Origin of the sequence: Flavobacterium sp. H4147 (genome assembly GCF_029360735.1) — a bacterium.
Taxonomy (GTDB): domain Bacteria; phylum Bacteroidota; class Bacteroidia; order Flavobacteriales; family Flavobacteriaceae; genus Flavobacterium; species Flavobacterium endoglycinae.
The window spans coordinates 726,603-747,099 of the sequence record NZ_JARKNB010000003.1 but is presented as its reverse complement, the minus strand read 5'-3'; the positions used below and the strand labels follow the sequence as shown (position 1 = coordinate 747,099).

Here is a 20,497-nt window from a genome sequence, read left to right as displayed (position 1 = left end):
TTTTTAAAAGAATGAAACAAATTTCTGAAAATGATATAGCAATAATAGGAATGGCTGGACGCTTTCCTGATGCAGAAAATCTTAACGAATATTGGCAGAACCTAAAAGACGGTATCAACAGCATAAAGAAAACCGATCTGCAAGGAATTGCTAAACTAGGTATTTCTGAAGATATCCTAAATCATAAAGCCTTTGTAAATGCCAGTTCTAAGCTGGCAAGTGCAAAATATTTTGATGCTGATTTTTTTGGTATATCAAATCATGAAGCTTCGCTTATGGATCCACAGATTAGATTGTTGCTGCAAACAAGCTGGCATGCCATTGAAGATTCAGGCTACGATGTATCACGTTCAGATTTATCAGTGGGTAATTTCTGCGGAATGTCTACAAATTCGTATTTACTAAAACTGTTACATTCCAATTCCTATCCAGAACAGGTTGATCCTCTTTTGTACAGAATTTTAAATGAAAAAGACTTTCTAGCAACCTGGATTTCGCATAAACTAAACTTAACAGGACCTGTAATGACGGTTCAAACAGCTTGTTCAACCTCATTACTTGCTGTACATCTTGCATGTCAAAGTTTATTAAACAGAGAATGTGATATGGCGCTTGCCGGAGGAGCTTCGTTTGATTCAAATGAAAATGCAGGATATATTCATGCTCCAGAATCTATTTACTCTAGAGATGGAGTCTGCCGTCCTTTTGACAAAGAGGCAAGCGGAACAGTAAGTGGAGACGGTGTTGGGACTATTGTATTGAAAAGAGCCGTTGATGCAGTTAAAGATCAGGATCATATTTACGCTTTAATAAAAGGAACTGCTGTAAACAATGATGGTTCAAATAAACAAAGTTATACATCGCCAAGTATTAATTATCAGAGAGATGTAATTCTTGAAGCTTCTGCAGTAGCCGATGTTAGCCTGGAATCGGTAAGTATGATCGAAGCACATGGTACAGGAACCTTAATTGGTGATCCTATTGAGGTAGCAGCACTAACAGAAGCATTTGGAAGATATTCTGATAAGAAACAATATTGTGCGATTGGTTCAGTAAAAAGTAATATAGGTCATCTCGATGCAGCGGCAGGAATTGCAGCCATTATAAAATCGGTATTATGTGTTAATAAAGGTTTTTTGGTTCCAAGTATTAATTTTTCAGAACCCAATCCAGCATTAAAATTAGATTCTTCACCTTTTTATGTCAATCAAAATTACCAGCCATGGCCGCAGCATTTTGCATTAAGAAGAGCAGGAGTAAGTTCGTTTGGAGTAGGAGGAACTAATGTTCATGTTATCGTAGAACAGCCGCCGGTACAAGAAAAAACAGAAAAGACAAACCGTCCGTTTGTAATTTCATTGTCAGCTTTAAACCCACATAATCTTGAGCTTCAAAAAAAGCAGCTTTCAGAATATATCAGTTTTAATCCAGATGCAAAATTGGCAGATATAGAATTTACCACTTTGTATGGAAGAAAAGTAATGCCGTATCGTTTTAGTCTGGTTTGTAATGATAAAACCGAATTACAGAACCAATTAAACGGTACTCAAAAAAACAGTTGTTACGAAGGATACGGAAACACTATATCAGAAAACATATTTATGTTTCCAGGGCAGGGCAGCCAGTATAGTTACATGACATCAGAATTGTATCAGCACAGTATAGCTTTCAGAAATGATATGGATGATTGTTTCGAACATCTGCAGTTATTATCTGGCATTGATTTTAAAGAAATAATTTTTTCAGAAACTGAGTCATTAGATAAAACCGAAAATACACAGGCTGCTTTATTCGTTGTCGAATACTGTTTATCTAAAGAAGTGATACGATCAGGAATTAAACCAAACGCTATTATTGGACATAGTTTGGGTGAATTTACAGCGGCCTGCATTGCTGATTGTATTTCGCTGCCAGATGCCTTAAAACTGGTTTACCATCGAGGCAGAATAATGGGCAGCATGCCAAAAGGCGATATGCTTTTGGTGCGTGCCACAGCTGAAGAAATTGAGTCAATATTAATTGCTGATGTCGCTATCTGCGCATTTAATGCTGATGAAAATATTGTAATTGGAGGAACAAAAGAAGCGATTGAATATCAAATTAGAAATTTAGAATTCAATACTATAGAATATAAAAAATTAAAAGTATCGCACGCTTATCATACACAAATGATGAACGATGTACTGCAGGAATTTGATACCATACTAGCTGAGGTAAATTTTAAAAATTTTGACCTAAAAGTGTTCTCAACTTATACAGGAGATTTGATACAAGCCGATGTTTTTTGTTCTAAGGAATATTGGTTACAACAGATTATCAATCCTGTTAAATTTTCTCAGGCGGTAAGAAATGCAGCATCTTATTTTTCGAATCCGGTTTTTATTGAAGTTGGTCCAGGAAATGGATTGTCATCCTTTGTAAAATCTATTTTCAATCACGACGTAAACGTAGTAAATCTGCTTTCTAAACAATCTGAAACGGATAATTCATTTGTCAATTTTTATGAAGCCAAAGCGGTATTGTGTGCAAAAGGAGCAATATACCATTTACCTGAAAATCACGAAGGAAAACGAATTGCACTGCCTGGATATGTTTTTTCAAAAAACAAGTTTTGGAAACCAAAAACGGCAATCAGCATTAAGAATTTTGAACAAATAAAAGGTTTACATCAGCATAACAACGATCAATATGCAAATGACCGATTAAGAACATCAGTTGAAATTGATCTTGCGGATAATAAAGTTTCAGAACAGGTATTGAGCAAGCTGAATGATTTAAATACACAGTATGTAACGGATCTCAAAAAGCTTTTTTCAGAAGACCAAAAAATCATTGACCGAGTTGAAATTCTGTACAATGAACTTTCACGTGATGTTGAAACAAGTACAGCTCAAAATGCAAATCCAAAAAGAAAGGTTAGTGCTGTTTTTGCTGCACCTGAAACCGATACTGAAGAAACTATAATAAAATATTGGAGCGCCATTCTAGGATATTCTCCAGTAGGAATTGAAGATAACTATTTTGAAGCAGGCGGAAATTCTTTATTGGCTGTACAGCTTTTAAATCAATTATCGGATGAATTTGAAATCACATTGTCATTTAGAGAATTATCAGAATGTGCTACCATAAAAGGACTTGCATCATTCATCGAATCAAAGAAAAGGACTCTTGAATTACTCGATATTGTTGAAATAGAGAGCGAGAATAACAATAATTATATTGAGATATGAATATAGAATTATTATTGGCAGAACTAAGAAATAACAACGTAAAACTTGCCATAAAAGAAGATAAGCTTATTTGTATACTTCCTGATGCTGGTATCGATCAAGGTCTTTTAAACCTATTAAAAGAGCATAAGGAAGAAATTAAAAAAACGATAGAAGAAAAAACAAATTTTAAAAAATACCAGACTATCGAAAAATCTCCAGAAATGGAGCATTATCCGCTATCACCATCTCAAAAAAGATTATGGATGTTAAGCCAGTTCGAAGGAGGTTCGCAGGCGTACAATATGTCGTATGCGATTAAGCTTAAAGGTGAACTTCCGGTAATCCTTTTCGAAAAATCATTTAAAGAACTTATTGCACAACATGAAGTTTTAAGAACGGTATTTAAAGTAGATAATGAAACTCAGGAAGTAAGACAATTTATTGTACCCGCAAACGAAGTTGATTTTACCATTTCGCAGATTGATTTTTCTTCAGAATCAGATCGCAACGAAAAACTGAACCATTTTATTAATGAAAAAATCAATGAGGAATTCAATTTAGAAAATGCTCCTCTTGTAAGAGCTTCTCTAATTAAAACAGCTGCGCGAGAACATATATTCCTATTCAGTATGCATCATATTATTAGTGATGGATTGTCTATGGAATTGTTAATTTCAGAAGTTGTACAACGTTATGATGCTCTTTTAAAAGGGCAGGACAGTATTATTCCAGAACTTAAATTTCAGTATAAAGATTATTCCGTATGGCTTAATGCTGAAATGCAGAAAGAAAAATATAAAAATTCAGAAAAGTATTGGCTCGATAAATTAAAAGGAGAACTTCCAATACTTAATCTTCCAAGTTTTAGACAAAGACCAGCTTTACAGACTTTTAATGGAGATAACTTGAGCCGTACTTTTTCTGAAAACTTTTCGAATAAATTAAAAGTATTTTCAGAAGAAAATAAAGCAACCTTATTCATGACGTTTATGGCGGGTGTAAAAGCACTTTTATACCGTTATTCAGGTCAGGACGATATTATAGCGGGAATACCAATTGCAGGTAGAGAACATCCAGATTTGGCAAATCAAATAGGGTTGTATATCAATACTTTGGTAATTAGAACGTTATTTAACGAGACAAATACATTTGCAGAGCTTTTACAAATTGAAAAAGAAAATCTAATTGCCGCAAATGAACATCAAATGTATTCTTTTGATGAATTAGTGAGAAAACTAAACATTAAAAGAGATTTAAGCCGTTCAGCACTTTTTGATGTATTGGTAAATTTCCAAAATCAATCACAACTTACTTTAAATCTTCAGGAAGAAATAAGCGGACTTACTCTGGAACGATATGATTTTCAAAAAAAGAGTTCTCAATTTGACTTGAGTTTCAATTTTTCTGAATACAACAATCTCATTACCTTAAATATTGAATTCAATACCGATATCTATGATGCTTCATGGATTGAGAATGTTTTTAATCATTTTGAAACTTTCTTATCCAAAGCGATTGAAGCGAAAGATACTTGGATTGAAAAAATCGATTTTTTAAGTCAAGAAGAAAAGAATCAGATTTTAATAGCATATAATAAAACAACTGCTGACTATCCAAGAGAAAAAACAGTAGTAGATTTATTTCGCGAGCAGGTAGAAAAAGCACCCCAAAACATTGCTTTGAGAGATAGCATTACGTCATATTCGTATGCAGAACTGGATGAAATTTCAGAAAAAATAGCTTCTTACATACATGCTACTGCTGTGGAAAATGACAAATCTCCAATTGCAGTCCTTATAAATAGATCGGCAGGAATGCTGGCTGTTTTATTAGGAATATTAAAATCGGGGAGACCTTATATACCGCTTGATCCAGTTTTTCCAGAAGAAAGGTTACGCTATATCATTCAAAACAGCAGTGTTAAAAACATCATCAGTCAAGAAGAATACAGTCATATTGGCAGCGAAATTTCTGTGATATTGTTTGAAGAACTTTTTGAGAAAATAAACGATTTTAAAGAGTTTCTTCCATCACAGGCACTAGCTTCGGATACAGCTTATATTATATACACATCAGGTTCAACTGGAAACCCGAAAGGTGTAGAAATCAGCCACCGTGCATTACTTAATTTCTTAACTAGTATACAACAAAAACCAGGTATTAACCAATCAGATGTTTTATTCTCTGTAACCACTTATTCATTTGATATTTCAATTTTAGAATTCTTTGTTCCGTTAATTTCCGGAGCAAGTCTTTATATCGCCGAACAGCAGATTTTAGCAAATCCACATTCGGTAATTGAAAAATTAAATGAAATCCAGACAACTGTTATTCAAGCAACACCAAGTTTCTATCAGATGCTTTTTAATGCTGACTGGCAGGGAAGTAAAATATTGAAAGTATTATGCGGAGGTGATTTGCTAAATGAAGAACTGGCAAAAAAACTTACTGAAACCTGCTCTCAGGTATGGAACATGTATGGACCAACAGAAACTACTATATGGTCTAGTTTAAAACAAATTGAGAAACCTAAAGACGCTTCAAATATTGGTAAACCAATTAACAATACTCAATTTTATCTGCTGGATAAATTTTTGCACCCTGTCGCTCCTGGAGTAGTAGGAGCAATCTATATTGGCGGTGACGGATTAGCAAAAGGATATTATAAAAATGAAACCTTAACAAATCAGAAATTTATCAAAAGCCCATTTGTTGAAGGAGCACTTATTTATGAAACTGGTGATGTCGGCAAATGGAATGAAAAAGGAGAAATCCAATTTTTGGGCAGAAATGATAATCAAGTAAAAATAAGAGGCTATCGAATTGAACTTGGTGATATTGAAACCGCATTGTCTCAATATTCAGATGATTTAAAACAAGCAGTTGTGGCTGCGAGAGAATTAAATTCTGAAAAAGTCTTGGTTGTATATTATGTATCAGAAAATGATATAGAGAAAACAACACTCAGAGCCTATCTTCAAGGAAAACTGCCTGAATATATGGTTCCAAATATTTATGTGCAATTGGATGCTCTGCCATTAACTCCAAATGGTAAAATTGACCGCAAAGCACTGCCAGATGTGGACAGCGAGAATATTGCAAGAAAAGAATATATAGCCCCGCAAAGTGAAACCGAAAAGAGCATCGCAGCCATCTGGGAAAATCTTTTAAATCTTGAGATCGTAGGCAGTACAGATGATTTTTTTGAATTAGGAGGACACAGTATTTTATTAACCAGATTATTGAGTGAATATCAGAGAGTATTTAATATCTCCGTAAATTTAAAAACACTTTATACCAATACAAGTTTAAAAGATCATGCAATACTGGTCGACAATTTAAAACAAGACAATACAGCGGCTGTTTTTGAAATTAAAAAATTAGAAAATCAGCACAACTATGATCTGTCACCTTCACAAGTTCGATATTGGCTGTTGTATAAAATTCAAGGAAAATCACAGGAATTTAATATATACAGCACCCAAGACTTACCTTCAAATTTAAATTTTGCTGTATTTCAGGAAGCTTTCAACATTTTAATTGATCGCCACGAAATTTTAAGAACCGTATTTGTTGAAGATACAGGAATTCCTAAACAAAAAGTACTTTCTCATTCTACCCTTAGTATTCCTGCATATCAGTCAGAATCGATTATTAGAAATGAAATTTTTGAATACGAATTTGATCTTGAAGTTTTTCCTCTTTTTAAAGTCGGAGTTCTTGAAAATAATACAGGTCATACTTTGTATTTTAATATTCATCATATTATAAGCGACGGCTGGTCTATCGAAGTTATTTCGAGAGATTTAATGCATATTTATAACGCTTTGATTAATGGAAAAAAAGTAGAACTTCCAGAATTATCAATACAATATAAAGATTACGCCAAATGGCAAAATGATCAGCTTCAATCTTCAGAAATAAATGGTTATGAAAATTATTGGAAAGAAAAACTTTCCGGATCATTGCCTTATCTGCAATTGCCTTCTGATTATGCCTCAAAAATAAAAAGCGGAGATACCAATTCATCTTCGTATACTATTTATTTGGATAGTGTACAAAAACAAAAAATTGAAAAACTATCAAAAAGTAAGGGCTTCAGCACTTTTACCCTTTTTGCCGCCACTCTAAAAATTCTCTTATACAGACTTACTGCAGAAGAAGATATCATTATTGGAATTCCCGCAGCAAACAGAAACCACTTTCAGTTAAAAGATCTGGCAGGTTGTTTTATAAACACACTAGTTTTAAGAGACAAAATAAGTGCTGAAGAATCCTTTTTATCATGGCTGCAGCAGGTTAATGAAACTATTATAGACGCGTTAACGTATCAAAATTATCCATTCGAAAAGTTATTAGAACTACTAAAAATTTCGAGTGACGACAACCGTTTTCCACTATGTCCAGTATTTATTAATATGCTGGATTTTGATCTCGAAGAAACACAGGTTATTACTGATTTTAATCCTGTACACAAAATACTAGAAACCTCTCCGAAATTCGATTTAGAATGTTATGTAAAAACATTTTCTAACGGCTGTCTTATAAACTGCGTATACGATCACAATCTTTTCAAAAAAGAAACAATTGAATATTGGATGGAAGCCTATCTGTCTATTATCGATCAAGTTGTATCAAATGAACAAATTGCGGTTAAGGAAATAAAAATCTTCGAAAATTATATGTATCCGGAAGAAGACGCAAAACCGGTCAATGCTTTCGAATATTTTGAATCAGAAGAAATAGAACAAAGTATTCCGCAGCGTTTTGAAAAACAGGTTAAAAGATTTCCTGAAAAAACTGCAGTATATGCTAACGGAGTACGTCTTAGTTATCAAACGCTTAATAACTGTGCGAATCATTTAGCGGTACAGATAAAAGAAAAAACAAACACTGATACTAAGAGAATTGCATTGCTTTTAGACCACAATGAAACTTGCGTTATAGGTATGCTTGGCGTACTGAAAGCAGGGTATACGTATGTGCCAATAGATGCCAATAGTCCTTTAAGCAGAATACAGTTTATAATAGAAGATTCAGGCTGTAAACACATAGTATGCAACAGTTTGACTTTAAGTATAGCTTTGCAGGCAGTAGAAGAAGTTCAGGATTTATCGATTTTTAAAATTGATGAAAATTATAATCTTCCAGAAATCACAATTTCGCTTCAAAGTATTGACAGAGAAACAGAAGCATATGTTTTATATACTTCGGGTTCTACAGGAATGCCAAAAGGAGTTGTACAAACTCAGCGAAACGTACTGCATTACATTAGAGTATATACGAACAACACCCATATTTCTGTTGATGACAATTTGAGCGTTTTTTCTACTTACACCTTTGATGCCTCAGTAAAAGATATTTATGGAGCCATATTGAACGGAGCTGTAGTAAGTATTTATAATATAGTAGATAAAGGATTGCTGGCACTTCCAGACTGGCTTAAAACCCAAAATATTTCTATTATACATATGGTTCCTACCATTTATAGAAATTTTTTAAAAGGTCTTGCCGAAAATGAAATCCTTCCAACCGTACGATTAATCGACTTAGGAGGAGAATCATGCCATCTCTCTGATATTGATTTATTCAAAAAACATTTTGCTGAAGGAGCTTTCTTGGTAAACGATTATGGACCAACAGAAGCAACTATTGTATCTCAAAAATTTGTCAACCATAATTCGCAGATCACCAGAAACAATGTGCCTTTGGGTAAATCAGTAGTAGAAACAAGTGTCTTTCTTTTGGATGAAAATAATAACCGAAAAGGGGTATACCAAACGGGAGAAATTACATTCAAAAGCGATTATCTATCATTAGGATATTTGAACAGAGAAGAACAGACAAACAAAGTTTTCATTAATAATTTCGAATCAGAAAATACAAGAATTTACAAGTCAGGTGATATAGGAAGAATGCTGCCTACAGGCGAAATTGAATTCTTGCAGCGTAAAGATTCTCAGGTAAAACTGAATGGATTAAGAATAGAATTATCAGAAATTGAATATCAGTTAGAAAAACTAGAATCAATAAGCGAAGCCGTAGTTTTAGTTAAAGAAGTGCAAAACAACAATTACATTACCGCTTATTTAAAAGTCAAATCAGCTCAGGGAATAGATGAAATAAAAACACAGTTAGCTGCAATACTGCCTAAATACATGGTGCCTTCTATTTATTTGATTCTGGAAGAATTCCCTCTTACCAGAACAGGTAAAATAGATAGAAATGCATTACCAGCTCCAGTCGTATCTGATTTGAAAAAAGTTGAATACAAAGCGCCAAAAAACGAATTAGAAAAACAACTTACGGCAATCTGGGCAGAAACATTAAACTTAGATTACAAAGAAGTAGGAACAGAAAACAGCTTTTTTGAATTAGGAGGTCATAGTCTTGTAGTGTCGCAGATTATCAATAGAATTCACAAACAGCTTAATAAACACATTACGTTTAAAGATTTCTTTTTGAATCCAACTATTGCGGCGCTCTCTGAAAAATTAAATGAAAGTGATTTCTCGGCTATTCCAAATACTGTTTTAAGCAACAGTTATGCTTTATCTGCTTCTCAAAAAAGATTATGGATCTTAAGCCAGTTTGAAGGCGGATCTCAAGCTTACAATATGTCGTATGCCGTAAAATTAAAAGGAGAATTAAATACAGCTCTTTTTGATGAATCTTTCAAGATACTCATAGAACGTCATGAAATTTTACGAACTATCTTCAAATATGATTCTGATACAGATGATGTTAGACAATTTGTTTTACCAATTGAGAGTATAAATTTAGACTTCGAGATCGTTAAATTTAATTCTGATTCAATATTAGAAGAAGAAATTCATATTGATAATTATTTCCAAACCAAATGCAGTGAAGAATTTGACTTAGAAAAAGCACCACTTTTAAAAAGTGCTATTGTACAAACATTAGAAAAACAATATGTTTTCTTTTTGTCGATTCATCATATCATAAGCGATGGCTGGTCAATGGAAGTACTTGTAAAAGAGATTGTAGCAATTTATAATGCTCTCGCGCAAGGTTCAGAAATTAATTTACCCGAATTAAAAATCCAGTACAAAGATTACGCAGCCTGGCTGAACAATGAAACTGAAAAAGAAAAATACAAATCAGCAGCACAATATTGGATGGACCAATTTTCGGGAAGTATTCCAGTATTAGAAATACCTTCATCTAAAAACCGTCCTTTGGTTAAAACCTATAACGGAGATAATATAAGTCATACATTTTCAGTAGAATTTCTTAAAAGGGTAAACACTTTTTCAGCCAAATACGACGCGACACTGTTTATGACTTTAGTGACAGGTATTAATTTGTTATTGCATAAATACAGTGGACAAGATGATATTATCATTGGTACACCGATAGCAGGAAGAGATCATGCAGATCTCGAAAACCAGATTGGAATTTATCTCAATACATTGGCATTACGAACCAATGTCAATCAAGAATCTAGTGTTTTAGACCTATTAGATTTTGAGAAAAAGATGATTTTAGCTTCGTATGAACATCAAATTTATCCTTTTGATGAACTTGTAGAAAAACTGGAATTAAAAAGAGATACCAGTAGATCGGCATTATTTGATGTAATGATTGTTTTTCAAAGCCAGTCTAAATTAAGCAGTTTTAAAAACGAAAATCAAAAACTAGAAAATATCGAAGTAGAAAGATATGATCTTAAACGAGAAGTTTCAAAATTCGATTTAACATTTGAATTTGTTGAAGAAGATGAGTTGCAACTAAGAATTAATTATAATACAGATATTTACGATAGTGCATTTATCTATAGATTACTATCTCATTTTGAAGTTTTGGTTTCTAAAATGGCAGAAAAACCAGAACAGAAAATTAAACATTTGGATTATGTAACAGCTCAGGAAAAAACAAAAGTTTTATACGATTTTAATACGACAAAAGCCGTTTATCAAAAAGAAACAATCGTAAAATTATTTGAAAATCAGACAGAACTAACACCAAGTGTAGATGCATTGACATTTGAAGGGATTTCACTGAATTATAAAGAACTTAATGAAAAATCAAATCAATTTGCCCGTTATTTAAAACACAAATACAAACTGCAGTCTGAAGATAAAGCAGGAATAAAAATGAACAGAAGCGAAAAACTGGTAATTTCGATTCTGGCAGTTTTAAAATCAGGCGGAGCTTACGTGCCTATAGATTCGACTTATCCACAGGAAAGAATTGATTTTATAGAAAAAGACAGTAACTGCAAGGTAATTGTAGACGAAGCTGAGTGGATTAATTTTGATGCGGAAGCAGTCCATTATTCTTCCGATAATTTAGATGAAAACATCCGTGAAACTGATTCGGCCTATGTAATCTATACCTCAGGTTCAACCGGAAATCCAAAAGGCGTTGAAATTGCACATGCTTCTTTAACAAATTACCTGCTCTGGGGGAAAGAATACTATTCAGCCGGCGGAGCGCATCCTCTTGATTTCGGATTATTTACTTCACTGTCTTTCGATTTAACTGTAACGAGCGTGTTTCTGCCTATCATCAGCGGAGGAAAACTGACTGTTTTTGAAACTACAGATGATATTTCGAAACTGCTGACGTCTTATTTTGAGAGTAACATCAGCAGTATAAAACTGACTCCGGCGCACATCAGTATTCTGGAAAGCCTTGATATAAAACAGACAGCTGTAAAACTGGCGATTGTTGGAGGAGAAGCACTTCTGGAAAACCAGGTTAGAATCCTTCAGAACCTGAATCCTGAAATCAGGATTATCAACGAATACGGACCGACAGAAGCCACCGTAGGCTGTATTATCTACGATGTTAAAAATGCAGCAGAAACCGTTCTGATCGGTAAACCAATTGCCAATACACAGATTTATATTCTAGACGAATCCTTAAACCCATGCGCAGTAGGAGTTACAGGTGAATTATACATTGCCGGAGACGGACTTGCCAGAGGCTACATCAACCGTGCTGAGCTTACAGCGGAGAAATTCATACCGAATCCTTTTAAAGAAGGAGCATTGATGTACAAAACAGGTGATTTAGGAAGATGGCTTGCCGACGGTAATATTGATTATACAGGAAGAATCGACGATCAGGTAAAAATCCGCGGATACCGTATTGAACTGGGAGAAATTGAAAACTGTCTTTCAAACATTAACGGAATCAGCCACTCTATAGCCGCAGTAAAAGAAAACGGGAATGAAAAATACCTGACAGCTTATTATGTATCTGATTCAGTATTAGATAAAAATATGATCCAGTCTGAATTAAGCAGAATGCTTCCTGATTATATGCTGCCAAGTTATTACATCCAGCTGGATGCTATTCCGCTGACTACAAATGGTAAAGTTGATAAAAAAGCATTACCAGAAGTTTCTGGAAAAGACAGAATACATACAGAATATATTCCGGCAAGAAATACTATTGAACAGCAAACTGCAGCAATCTGGCAGGATGTTCTTAAAATAGAAAAAATAGGTGTTAAAGATAACTTTTTCGAACTTGGAGGTCATAGCTTAAGCCTTATCAAAGTGGTTAATCAGTTAAATAAACAATTATCTAAGAACATAAGTATTTCTGATTTCTTTCAAACACCAACGATCGAAGGAATTGCTCAAAAACTAACAGGAATTGCATATCATCCTATACATAAAATTCAGGAAGCAGATCGTTATCCCGTAACCGCATCTCAACTCAGATTCTGGATTTTAAGCCAGTTTAAAGAAGCATCATTGGCTTATAATATTCCAGCAGCGATTGTTTTTAAAGGAGAATTAGATGTTTATAAACTTGAAAAGGCATTTAAACTTTTAATTGACCGTCATGAAATTCTAAGAACTTCTTTCAAAAATGATACAGACGGAAGTGTTTACCAATACATAACACCATCGAATGTATTAGATTTTTCAATCGAAACAGAAGATTTTAGAGGGATTTCTAATAAAGAACATGCTGTTACCGACTATCTTCAAAAAAGAAATTCAGAAGTATTCAATTTAGAGAAAGCCCCTCTTTTAAGAAGCAGTATCATTAGAATAGAAGAAGATGAACATCTTTTCTTTTTGTCAATGCATCACATCATAAGCGATGGATGGTCAATGGAACTTATTATAAAAGAAATCACGACAATATACAACGCTTTGATCGCAGGTGGTGAAGCCGATTTACCAGAACTAAATATTCAGTACAAAGATTATACAGCATGGCTAAATCATGAAGTACAGGGAGATAAATATAAAATTGCAGAAAAATACTGGTTGAATCAGTTTTCAGGAACTATTCCTGTACTCGAACTTCCTTCATTCAAAAACCGTCCGTTAATAAAAACATATAACGGAAATTATACAGAATATCATTTTTCTAAAGATTTATCAGAAAAATTAAAAGCCTTTTCTATCCAGCATGATGCTACCTTATTTATCATTTTAATGACAGCAGTCAACGCTTTACTAAACCGATACAGCGGCCAGCAAGATATTATTGTAGGTACACCTGTTGCCGGAAGAGACCATATCGATTTAGAAAACCAGATTGGACTTTATTTAAACACACTGGCATTAAGAACGATAATTGATACAGATTCTACTCTTTTAGAACTGCTTGATTTTGAAAAAAATATGATTTTAAACGCATATGAAAATCAAAATTATCCATTTGATGAACTAGTAGAAAAACTCAATCTGAAAAGAGACACAGGAAGATCGGCATTGTTTGATGTAATGGTGGTTTTACAAAATCAAACCGAATCATCAGATTATAAAAATGAAAATCAATTCATGGCTGGTCTTCAAGTCAAAAATTATCCGCTTAAGCGAGATATTTCAAAATTTGATTTAACGTTTGAATTCAGGGAAAATGACACTTTATCGCTAAGAGTTATCTATAATACAGATATCTATGATACTGCATTTATAGAAAGAATGACGGCACATTTTGAAATTATGCTTTCAGCACTGATCAATTCACCTGAAGAAAAAATACAAAAGATTAATTATTTAACTCTGCAGGAAAAAGATCAAATCGCAGCAGAATATACTGCAACGAAAACCAATATTTGTAAAGAGAAAAATATTATTGATTTATTTGAAGAGCAGGCAGCGAAAACACCAGATACTAAGGCAGTAGTTTTTGATGAGGTTGTTTTAACCTATAGCGAAATCAATGAACTGGCGAATCAATTTGCGCACTATTTAGTCGAAAAGTTCGATGCCAAACCTGAAGATATCATTGGTATTAAATTAGACAGAAGTGAAAAATTAATTATCTGTTTATTAGCAATCTTAAAAACAGGAGCAGCTTATCTTCCATTAGATTCAAATTACCCACAGGAAAGAATCGATTACATCGAAAAAAACAGTAACTGTAAAGCTGTAATTGATGAAGCCGAATTGAAACTTTTTACAGAAGCAACACAATACCCAGTCTCAAATTTAGAGAAAAGAGTAACCGCGACCAATGCAGCTTATGTAATTTATACTTCTGGTTCAACTGGAAACCCAAAAGGAGTTGTAATTGAACACGGCGGTATTCTTAATACAATTTTATCTCAGATAGACATTTTTGGAGTAAGAGAATGTCAGAACAGTTTGCAATTTGCATCATTTTCATTCGACGCTTCTGTTTCAGAAATCTTTATAACACTATTGGCCGGGAAGACATTATTTGTTTTGAATGAACAAACCCGAAAAGATGTTAAAATGCTCGAGAAATACATTATCGATCATAAAATAGAAATCGCAACTATACCTCCTGCGCTTTTTAAATTGATGGATGTAAGCAGTCTTAAAAATGTAAAATCTCTTGTAACAGCTGGTGAAGCAGCAGTTTATGACAAAGTTTGTGAATATCTGCAATACGGAAACTTCTTTAATGCTTATGGACCTACAGAAACCAGTATTTGTGCCACGATCTTTAAAATAGAAAAAGGAACACAACTAGATTCTCACCTGATCCCGATAGGAAAACCAATTGCAAACACGCAAGTTTACGTTTTAAATGAAGCATTATCGCCATGTACCGCAGGAGTTTCGGGAGAACTTTTTGTCTCAGGATATGGTTTAGCAAGAGGATATCTCCACAATCCAGAAATGACTCAGAGTAAGTTTTTACCAAATCCGTTCAGAAATGGTGAATTGATGTACAGAACTGGCGATTTGGTCAGAAAGCTTCCAAACGGCGATATTGATTATTTAGGAAGAATAGACGATCAGGTAAAAATTAGAGGGTACCGAATTGAGCTTGGAGAAATAGAAAATACGATTACGGCTTTTTCAGAAGATATCCTTCAAACAGCAGTTCAGGCAGTTGAAGTCGATGGAGAGAAAACGTTGGCAGCTTATTACACAGCTAAAAACACCATCGACAAAACCGAACTCAAAAATTACATCTCGGAGAAACTGCCAGATTATATGGTGCCTAGTTTTTATGTAGCGGTAGATAAAATCAGTTTAACTCCAAACGGAAAAACAGATAAAAAAGCGCTTCCGGCTGTTACCAATCAAGATCTTATTCATCAAGAATATGTTGCTGCCGAAAATGACCTTGAAGCACAGCTCATTCAAATTACAGCTTCTCTGATTAATATAGAAGAAAGTAAAGTTGGAATCAATGATAATTTTTTCGATTTGGGCATGAATTCCCTAAAACTTGTGAGAATGCAGGATATTATAAAATCCCAATTGAAAATTGAAATCAATATCGCAGTTCTTTTCGAGTTTACAACGGTAAAAAAATTAGCAGATAAAATACAAAATATAGAAACTGATATAGAGCCAGTTTCAAACTCCGATCAAGAAAACATACTAGAACAATTTGACGAATTTTTAGAAGAATTAATAGACAAAAATTATGAATAGAGAATCATTAAAAAGAGATATAGCAATAGTTGGTATCTCATGTAAGTTTCCAAAATCAAATGACTCCAAACAATTTTGGGAAAATTTAATTGAAGCAAATGAGATGGTTCAATTTTACACTGATGAGGAAATAGAACAACTTGGAATAGATAAAAAAGTCGTAAATGATGAAAATTTTGTCAAAAGAAATTCGTCTATAGAAAATTCTGAAAGTTTCGACTATCCATTTTTTGGCTACACTAAAGATGAAGCAAATTTAATGGATCCGCAAATCAGAATTCTGCATGAGCAGGTTTGGCTTGCCATAGAAGATGCAGGTTATAATGTATTTGACTACAAAGATAAAGTAGGAATGTATCTCACGGCAGAAGATAACTTCAATTGGATTGCACACAGTATGATTACTGAAAACAAAAATATTGATCCTTATTTTCTATCACTTATCAGCAATAAAAACTTTATCAGCAGTTTAATTTCATACAAACTAAACTTAAGAGGTCCAAGTATGGCAGTTGATACAGCGTGTTCAAGCTCGCTGGTAACAACACATTTGGCATGTAGAAGTTTATTGTTACGAGAATGTTCAATGGCTGTTGCAGGCGGGGTTAATTTAAAAACCAGCAGCACACCAGGATATTTTTACAGAGAAGGAATGATCAATTCCAAAGACGGTTACTGCCGTCCGTTTGACAGTGAATCTACTGGAACTGTGCGTGCAGAAGGTGCAGGAGTAGTAGTTTTAAAAAGATTGGAAGATGCTATCAATGATAGAGATAATATATATGCCATAATTCGTGCTTCGGCCGTAAATAACGACGGTAACATGAAGGTTGGTTATACAGCGCCTAGTATTAAAGGTCAGGTTGAATGCGTTACTTCGGCTCACAAAATGGCTAAAACCCCTTATAATTCAATTTCTTATGTAGAATGCCACGGAACTGGCACTAAACTAGGAGATCCTGTTGAAATAGACGCACTAAACCAGGCCTTTAATTATGACAAAAATCACAAATGTGCGATTGGATCTTTAAAATCAAATATTGGACATCTTGGAAATTCGGCTGGAATTGGAGGCTTAATCAAAACAACTTTGTCTTTAAAAAACAAAGCAATTCCGCCATTGAAATACTTTAATACTCCAAACCCAGAAATTAATTTTAAAGGAGGACCTTTTTACGTTACTACACAAAAAGAAAAATGGCAATCTGCAGATCCTTCTTTACCCTTGAGAGCAGGAGTAAGCAGTTTTGGTATTGGTGGAACCAACGCGCATATGATTGTTGAAGAATATCAGGATGAAACAAAATCAGAACCTTCAAGACCTTATAAATTGGTTACCTATTCTGCAAAGAACGAAAAAGCGTTAAGCAGATATGCCGCTAAAATTGAAAATTCGCTTAGAAATGAAAAATCAGAATTAAGTGATTTTGCTTTTACTCTAAATACAGGACGATCAGAATTTAATTATAGAAATTTTGAGGTAGGTCAAGACAATGAGGAAGTTGCATTCAAACTAGCTGAAAACCAAACGGACTCTTCAAATGTAAACGAAAAACAACAATTGATCTTTATGTTTCCAGGTCAGGGAAGCCAGTATTTTAAAATGGGGAAATCACTTTATGAGCACGAAACCGATTTTAGAATTGCAATGGATCAAGGTTTTCAAATACTATTTGATTTAACACAACAGGATTATGCAGAAATTTTAGGGTATAAAGCAAGTGATATTGATTTTAATTTAATTAATGAAACCATTTATACACAGCCACTTTTATTTTTAGTAGAATATGCATTGGCTTCCGTATTGGTAAAATGGGGAGTCAAACCGGAAAACATGATTGGCCACAGTTTAGGTGAATATGTTGCGGCTTGTATTGCTGGTGTTTTTTCACTTAAAGATGCTTTGTATTTAATTGTAAACAGAGCACAATTAATGTATAGTGTTGAAAAAGGAAGCATGATTGCTATTGATGCACCACTTGAAAATATACAGCACTTATTAAACGACACACTTTCAATAGCGGCCATAAATTCTAAAACAACCTGTGTTGTTTCTGGAAAAATAGAAGACATCGAATCATTTTCTCAAGTACTGACTGTAAATGAACTATCATTTTCGAAACTAAAAACTTCTCACGCTTTTCATTCGGCAATGATGGATGAAATGCTTGACTCGTATAAACAAAAATTTAGTAAAGTCCAGCTGGCAAATCCACAACTGCCATTTGTTTCCAATTTAACAGGAAAACAAATAACCGATCAAGAAGCTGTTTCGCCTGATTATTGGGTAAACCATTTAAGACAAACAGTTAATTTCAGTGATGGAATTGAACTAATTCTTAAAAAAGGGCAGGGTATTTTTGTTGAGGTTGGGCCTGGAAATACATTATTGTCTTTAAGCAAACAGAATAGTAATTATTCTAAAAAAAATACAGCCATTGAAACTCTGACTCGTTTTAACGATGAAACTAACGACAATTTGAAGTTTACAAATGCAGTTGGAAATCTTTGGAAAAATGGAGTAAAAATAAACTGGACTGAATATTACGCTCATGAAAAAAGAAAAAGAATTTCGGTGCCGTCATACAGTTTTGATATCTATAAATTAGATTTTAAAGTTGATCCGTTTACTAAAATTGGAAACACAAAAACAGTTTCGTTTGATGACTGGTTCTATGTGCCAAACTGGAAAAAATCAATTTTAAAGAAAGAAGAATCAACAAAACAAAATGAGAATAACTTTTTATTTTTTTCTGAAGAAACCCCATTGGCAGAGGCAGTAATTGATGCATTACGCAAAGAAGGAAATAAAGTAATCGAGATTAAAAAAGGTGCCTCGTTTACTGCTGTGAGCGAAAATGAATTTCTGCTTAATCCTGTAAGTGAAGAAGATTATAAGTTATTATTTAAAAAACTAGAAGATCGTAAAGTATCTGTTAATCAGATTGTTTTTAACTGGAATTTTGACGAAGAAACTCAGGAAAATCTCTTATCTGTATTTTCTATAATCAATAATTTATGTAAAAAAGTTATCGATTATTTACCGGAAACTAATAAGAAAATCACAGTGCTGAATACTTTAAATCATCAAATCACAGGTGATGAAAAAATCAACACAGCAATGACTGCTTCTATAAAACAGCTGCAAGTATTTGCTCAGGAAAATGCAAATGTATTTTTCAGCAGTATTGATGCTGATCAAGATAATCACGAGCCGCAGTTTGTTTCAAAAATCATTAATGAATTAATTTATAATTATTCAGACCAGACAATAGGATATAGAGGTATAAACAGATGGCAGGAATTCTATGAGAATATCAAGTATCAGCCAGAAACTAAAAGTTTGACAAACGGCAAAACCTATGTAATTACGGGAGGACTTGGCCAGATTGGAAAAACGCTTACAACCTATTTATGCGATACATACAATGCGACAATTATTTTAATTGGAAGAAAAAATGTACCCGCAGAAAATATATGGGATAATATAAAATCAAATCCTAATTCAGATAAAAAAGTTCTTGAATCAATCGATGAAATAATTGATTTGAGAAATGAAACAAGACAGATTCATTATTACCAGACAGACGTTTCAAATCATAGCCAGTTTACACAGATAATAGACAAAATAGAATCAGTTCACGGTAAAATTTCAGGAATATTCCATACCGCAGGAAATGTTGATCCTTCAACGTTTAAACCTGTCGAAAAATTGAATGATGAAACCGTCTTAAGCCAGTTTGCACCAAAAGTTCAGGGACTTATTAATATCGAAAATGTATTTAAAAATAGAAACCCTGATTTTATCTGGATTACATCAAGTCTTGCGTCAATTTTAGGTGGACTTACTTACGGCGCTTATGCCGCAGCAAATGCCTTTATAGATTCATACGTTAAAAATAAAGCACTGGAATTTAAAAACTGGTATTGTGTCAATTTAGATGGTATTGGTGAAAATCGAATCACTAATCAAAATCTGATTCAAATTGTTGAAAAAACATTACGAACAGAATCTTATCCACAGGTGATAGTTTCTCTTAAAGATCCTAATGTTTTAGAAATCAATATAGAAAATACAGATACGGTAGAGTCTCCAGAAGACGATTTACTGCTAGAACGTAATGAAACCGGAGTTGAATACGTAGCACCCTCTAATGATGTTGAAATGCAGTTATGTGGGCTTTTCCAATCATTCTTAGGATACAAAGAAATAGGAGTTTTAGACAACTTTTTCGATTTGGGAGCAGATTCCTTAAAAGCAATGACTTTAATGAAGCGAATGAATAAACTATTCGGAGTAGAATTAAATATCCTAGACATATTCACAAATCCTACTGTACAGAAACTTGCCGAAAAAATTCAGCTTGATATCATGATGACATCAATGCAGGAAAAAGCAAAAGGGCAAAATACAATAACTATATAGTATTT

General features: G+C 33.7%; 3 protein-coding genes. All 3 read left to right on the top strand.

Annotation, left to right across the window (positions count from 1 at the left end; genetic code table 11):
* The first annotated feature begins 11 nt into the window (after window positions 1-11).
* Genes P2W75_RS17070 through P2W75_RS17060 form a run of 3 tightly spaced genes read left to right on the top strand, consistent with a single transcriptional unit; the run spans window position 12 to window position 20,492 of the window.
* Complete coding sequence (locus tag P2W75_RS17070; RefSeq protein ID WP_276381414.1) at window positions 12-3,230, top strand: beta-ketoacyl synthase N-terminal-like domain-containing protein; 3,219 nt, start codon at window positions 12-14, stop codon at window positions 3,228-3,230.
* Window positions 3,227-16,066: a non-ribosomal peptide synthetase gene (locus P2W75_RS17065; protein WP_276381413.1), complete on the top strand. Its 12,840-nt coding sequence runs from the start codon at window positions 3,227-3,229 to the stop codon at window positions 16,064-16,066. The genes P2W75_RS17070 and P2W75_RS17065 overlap by 4 nt, the downstream gene beginning before the upstream one ends.
* Window positions 16,059-20,492: a type I polyketide synthase gene (locus P2W75_RS17060; protein ID WP_276381412.1), complete on the top strand. Its 4,434-nt coding sequence runs from the start codon at window positions 16,059-16,061 to the stop codon at window positions 20,490-20,492. The genes P2W75_RS17065 and P2W75_RS17060 overlap by 8 nt, the downstream gene beginning before the upstream one ends.
* Window positions 20,493-20,497: the final 5 nt, after the last annotated feature.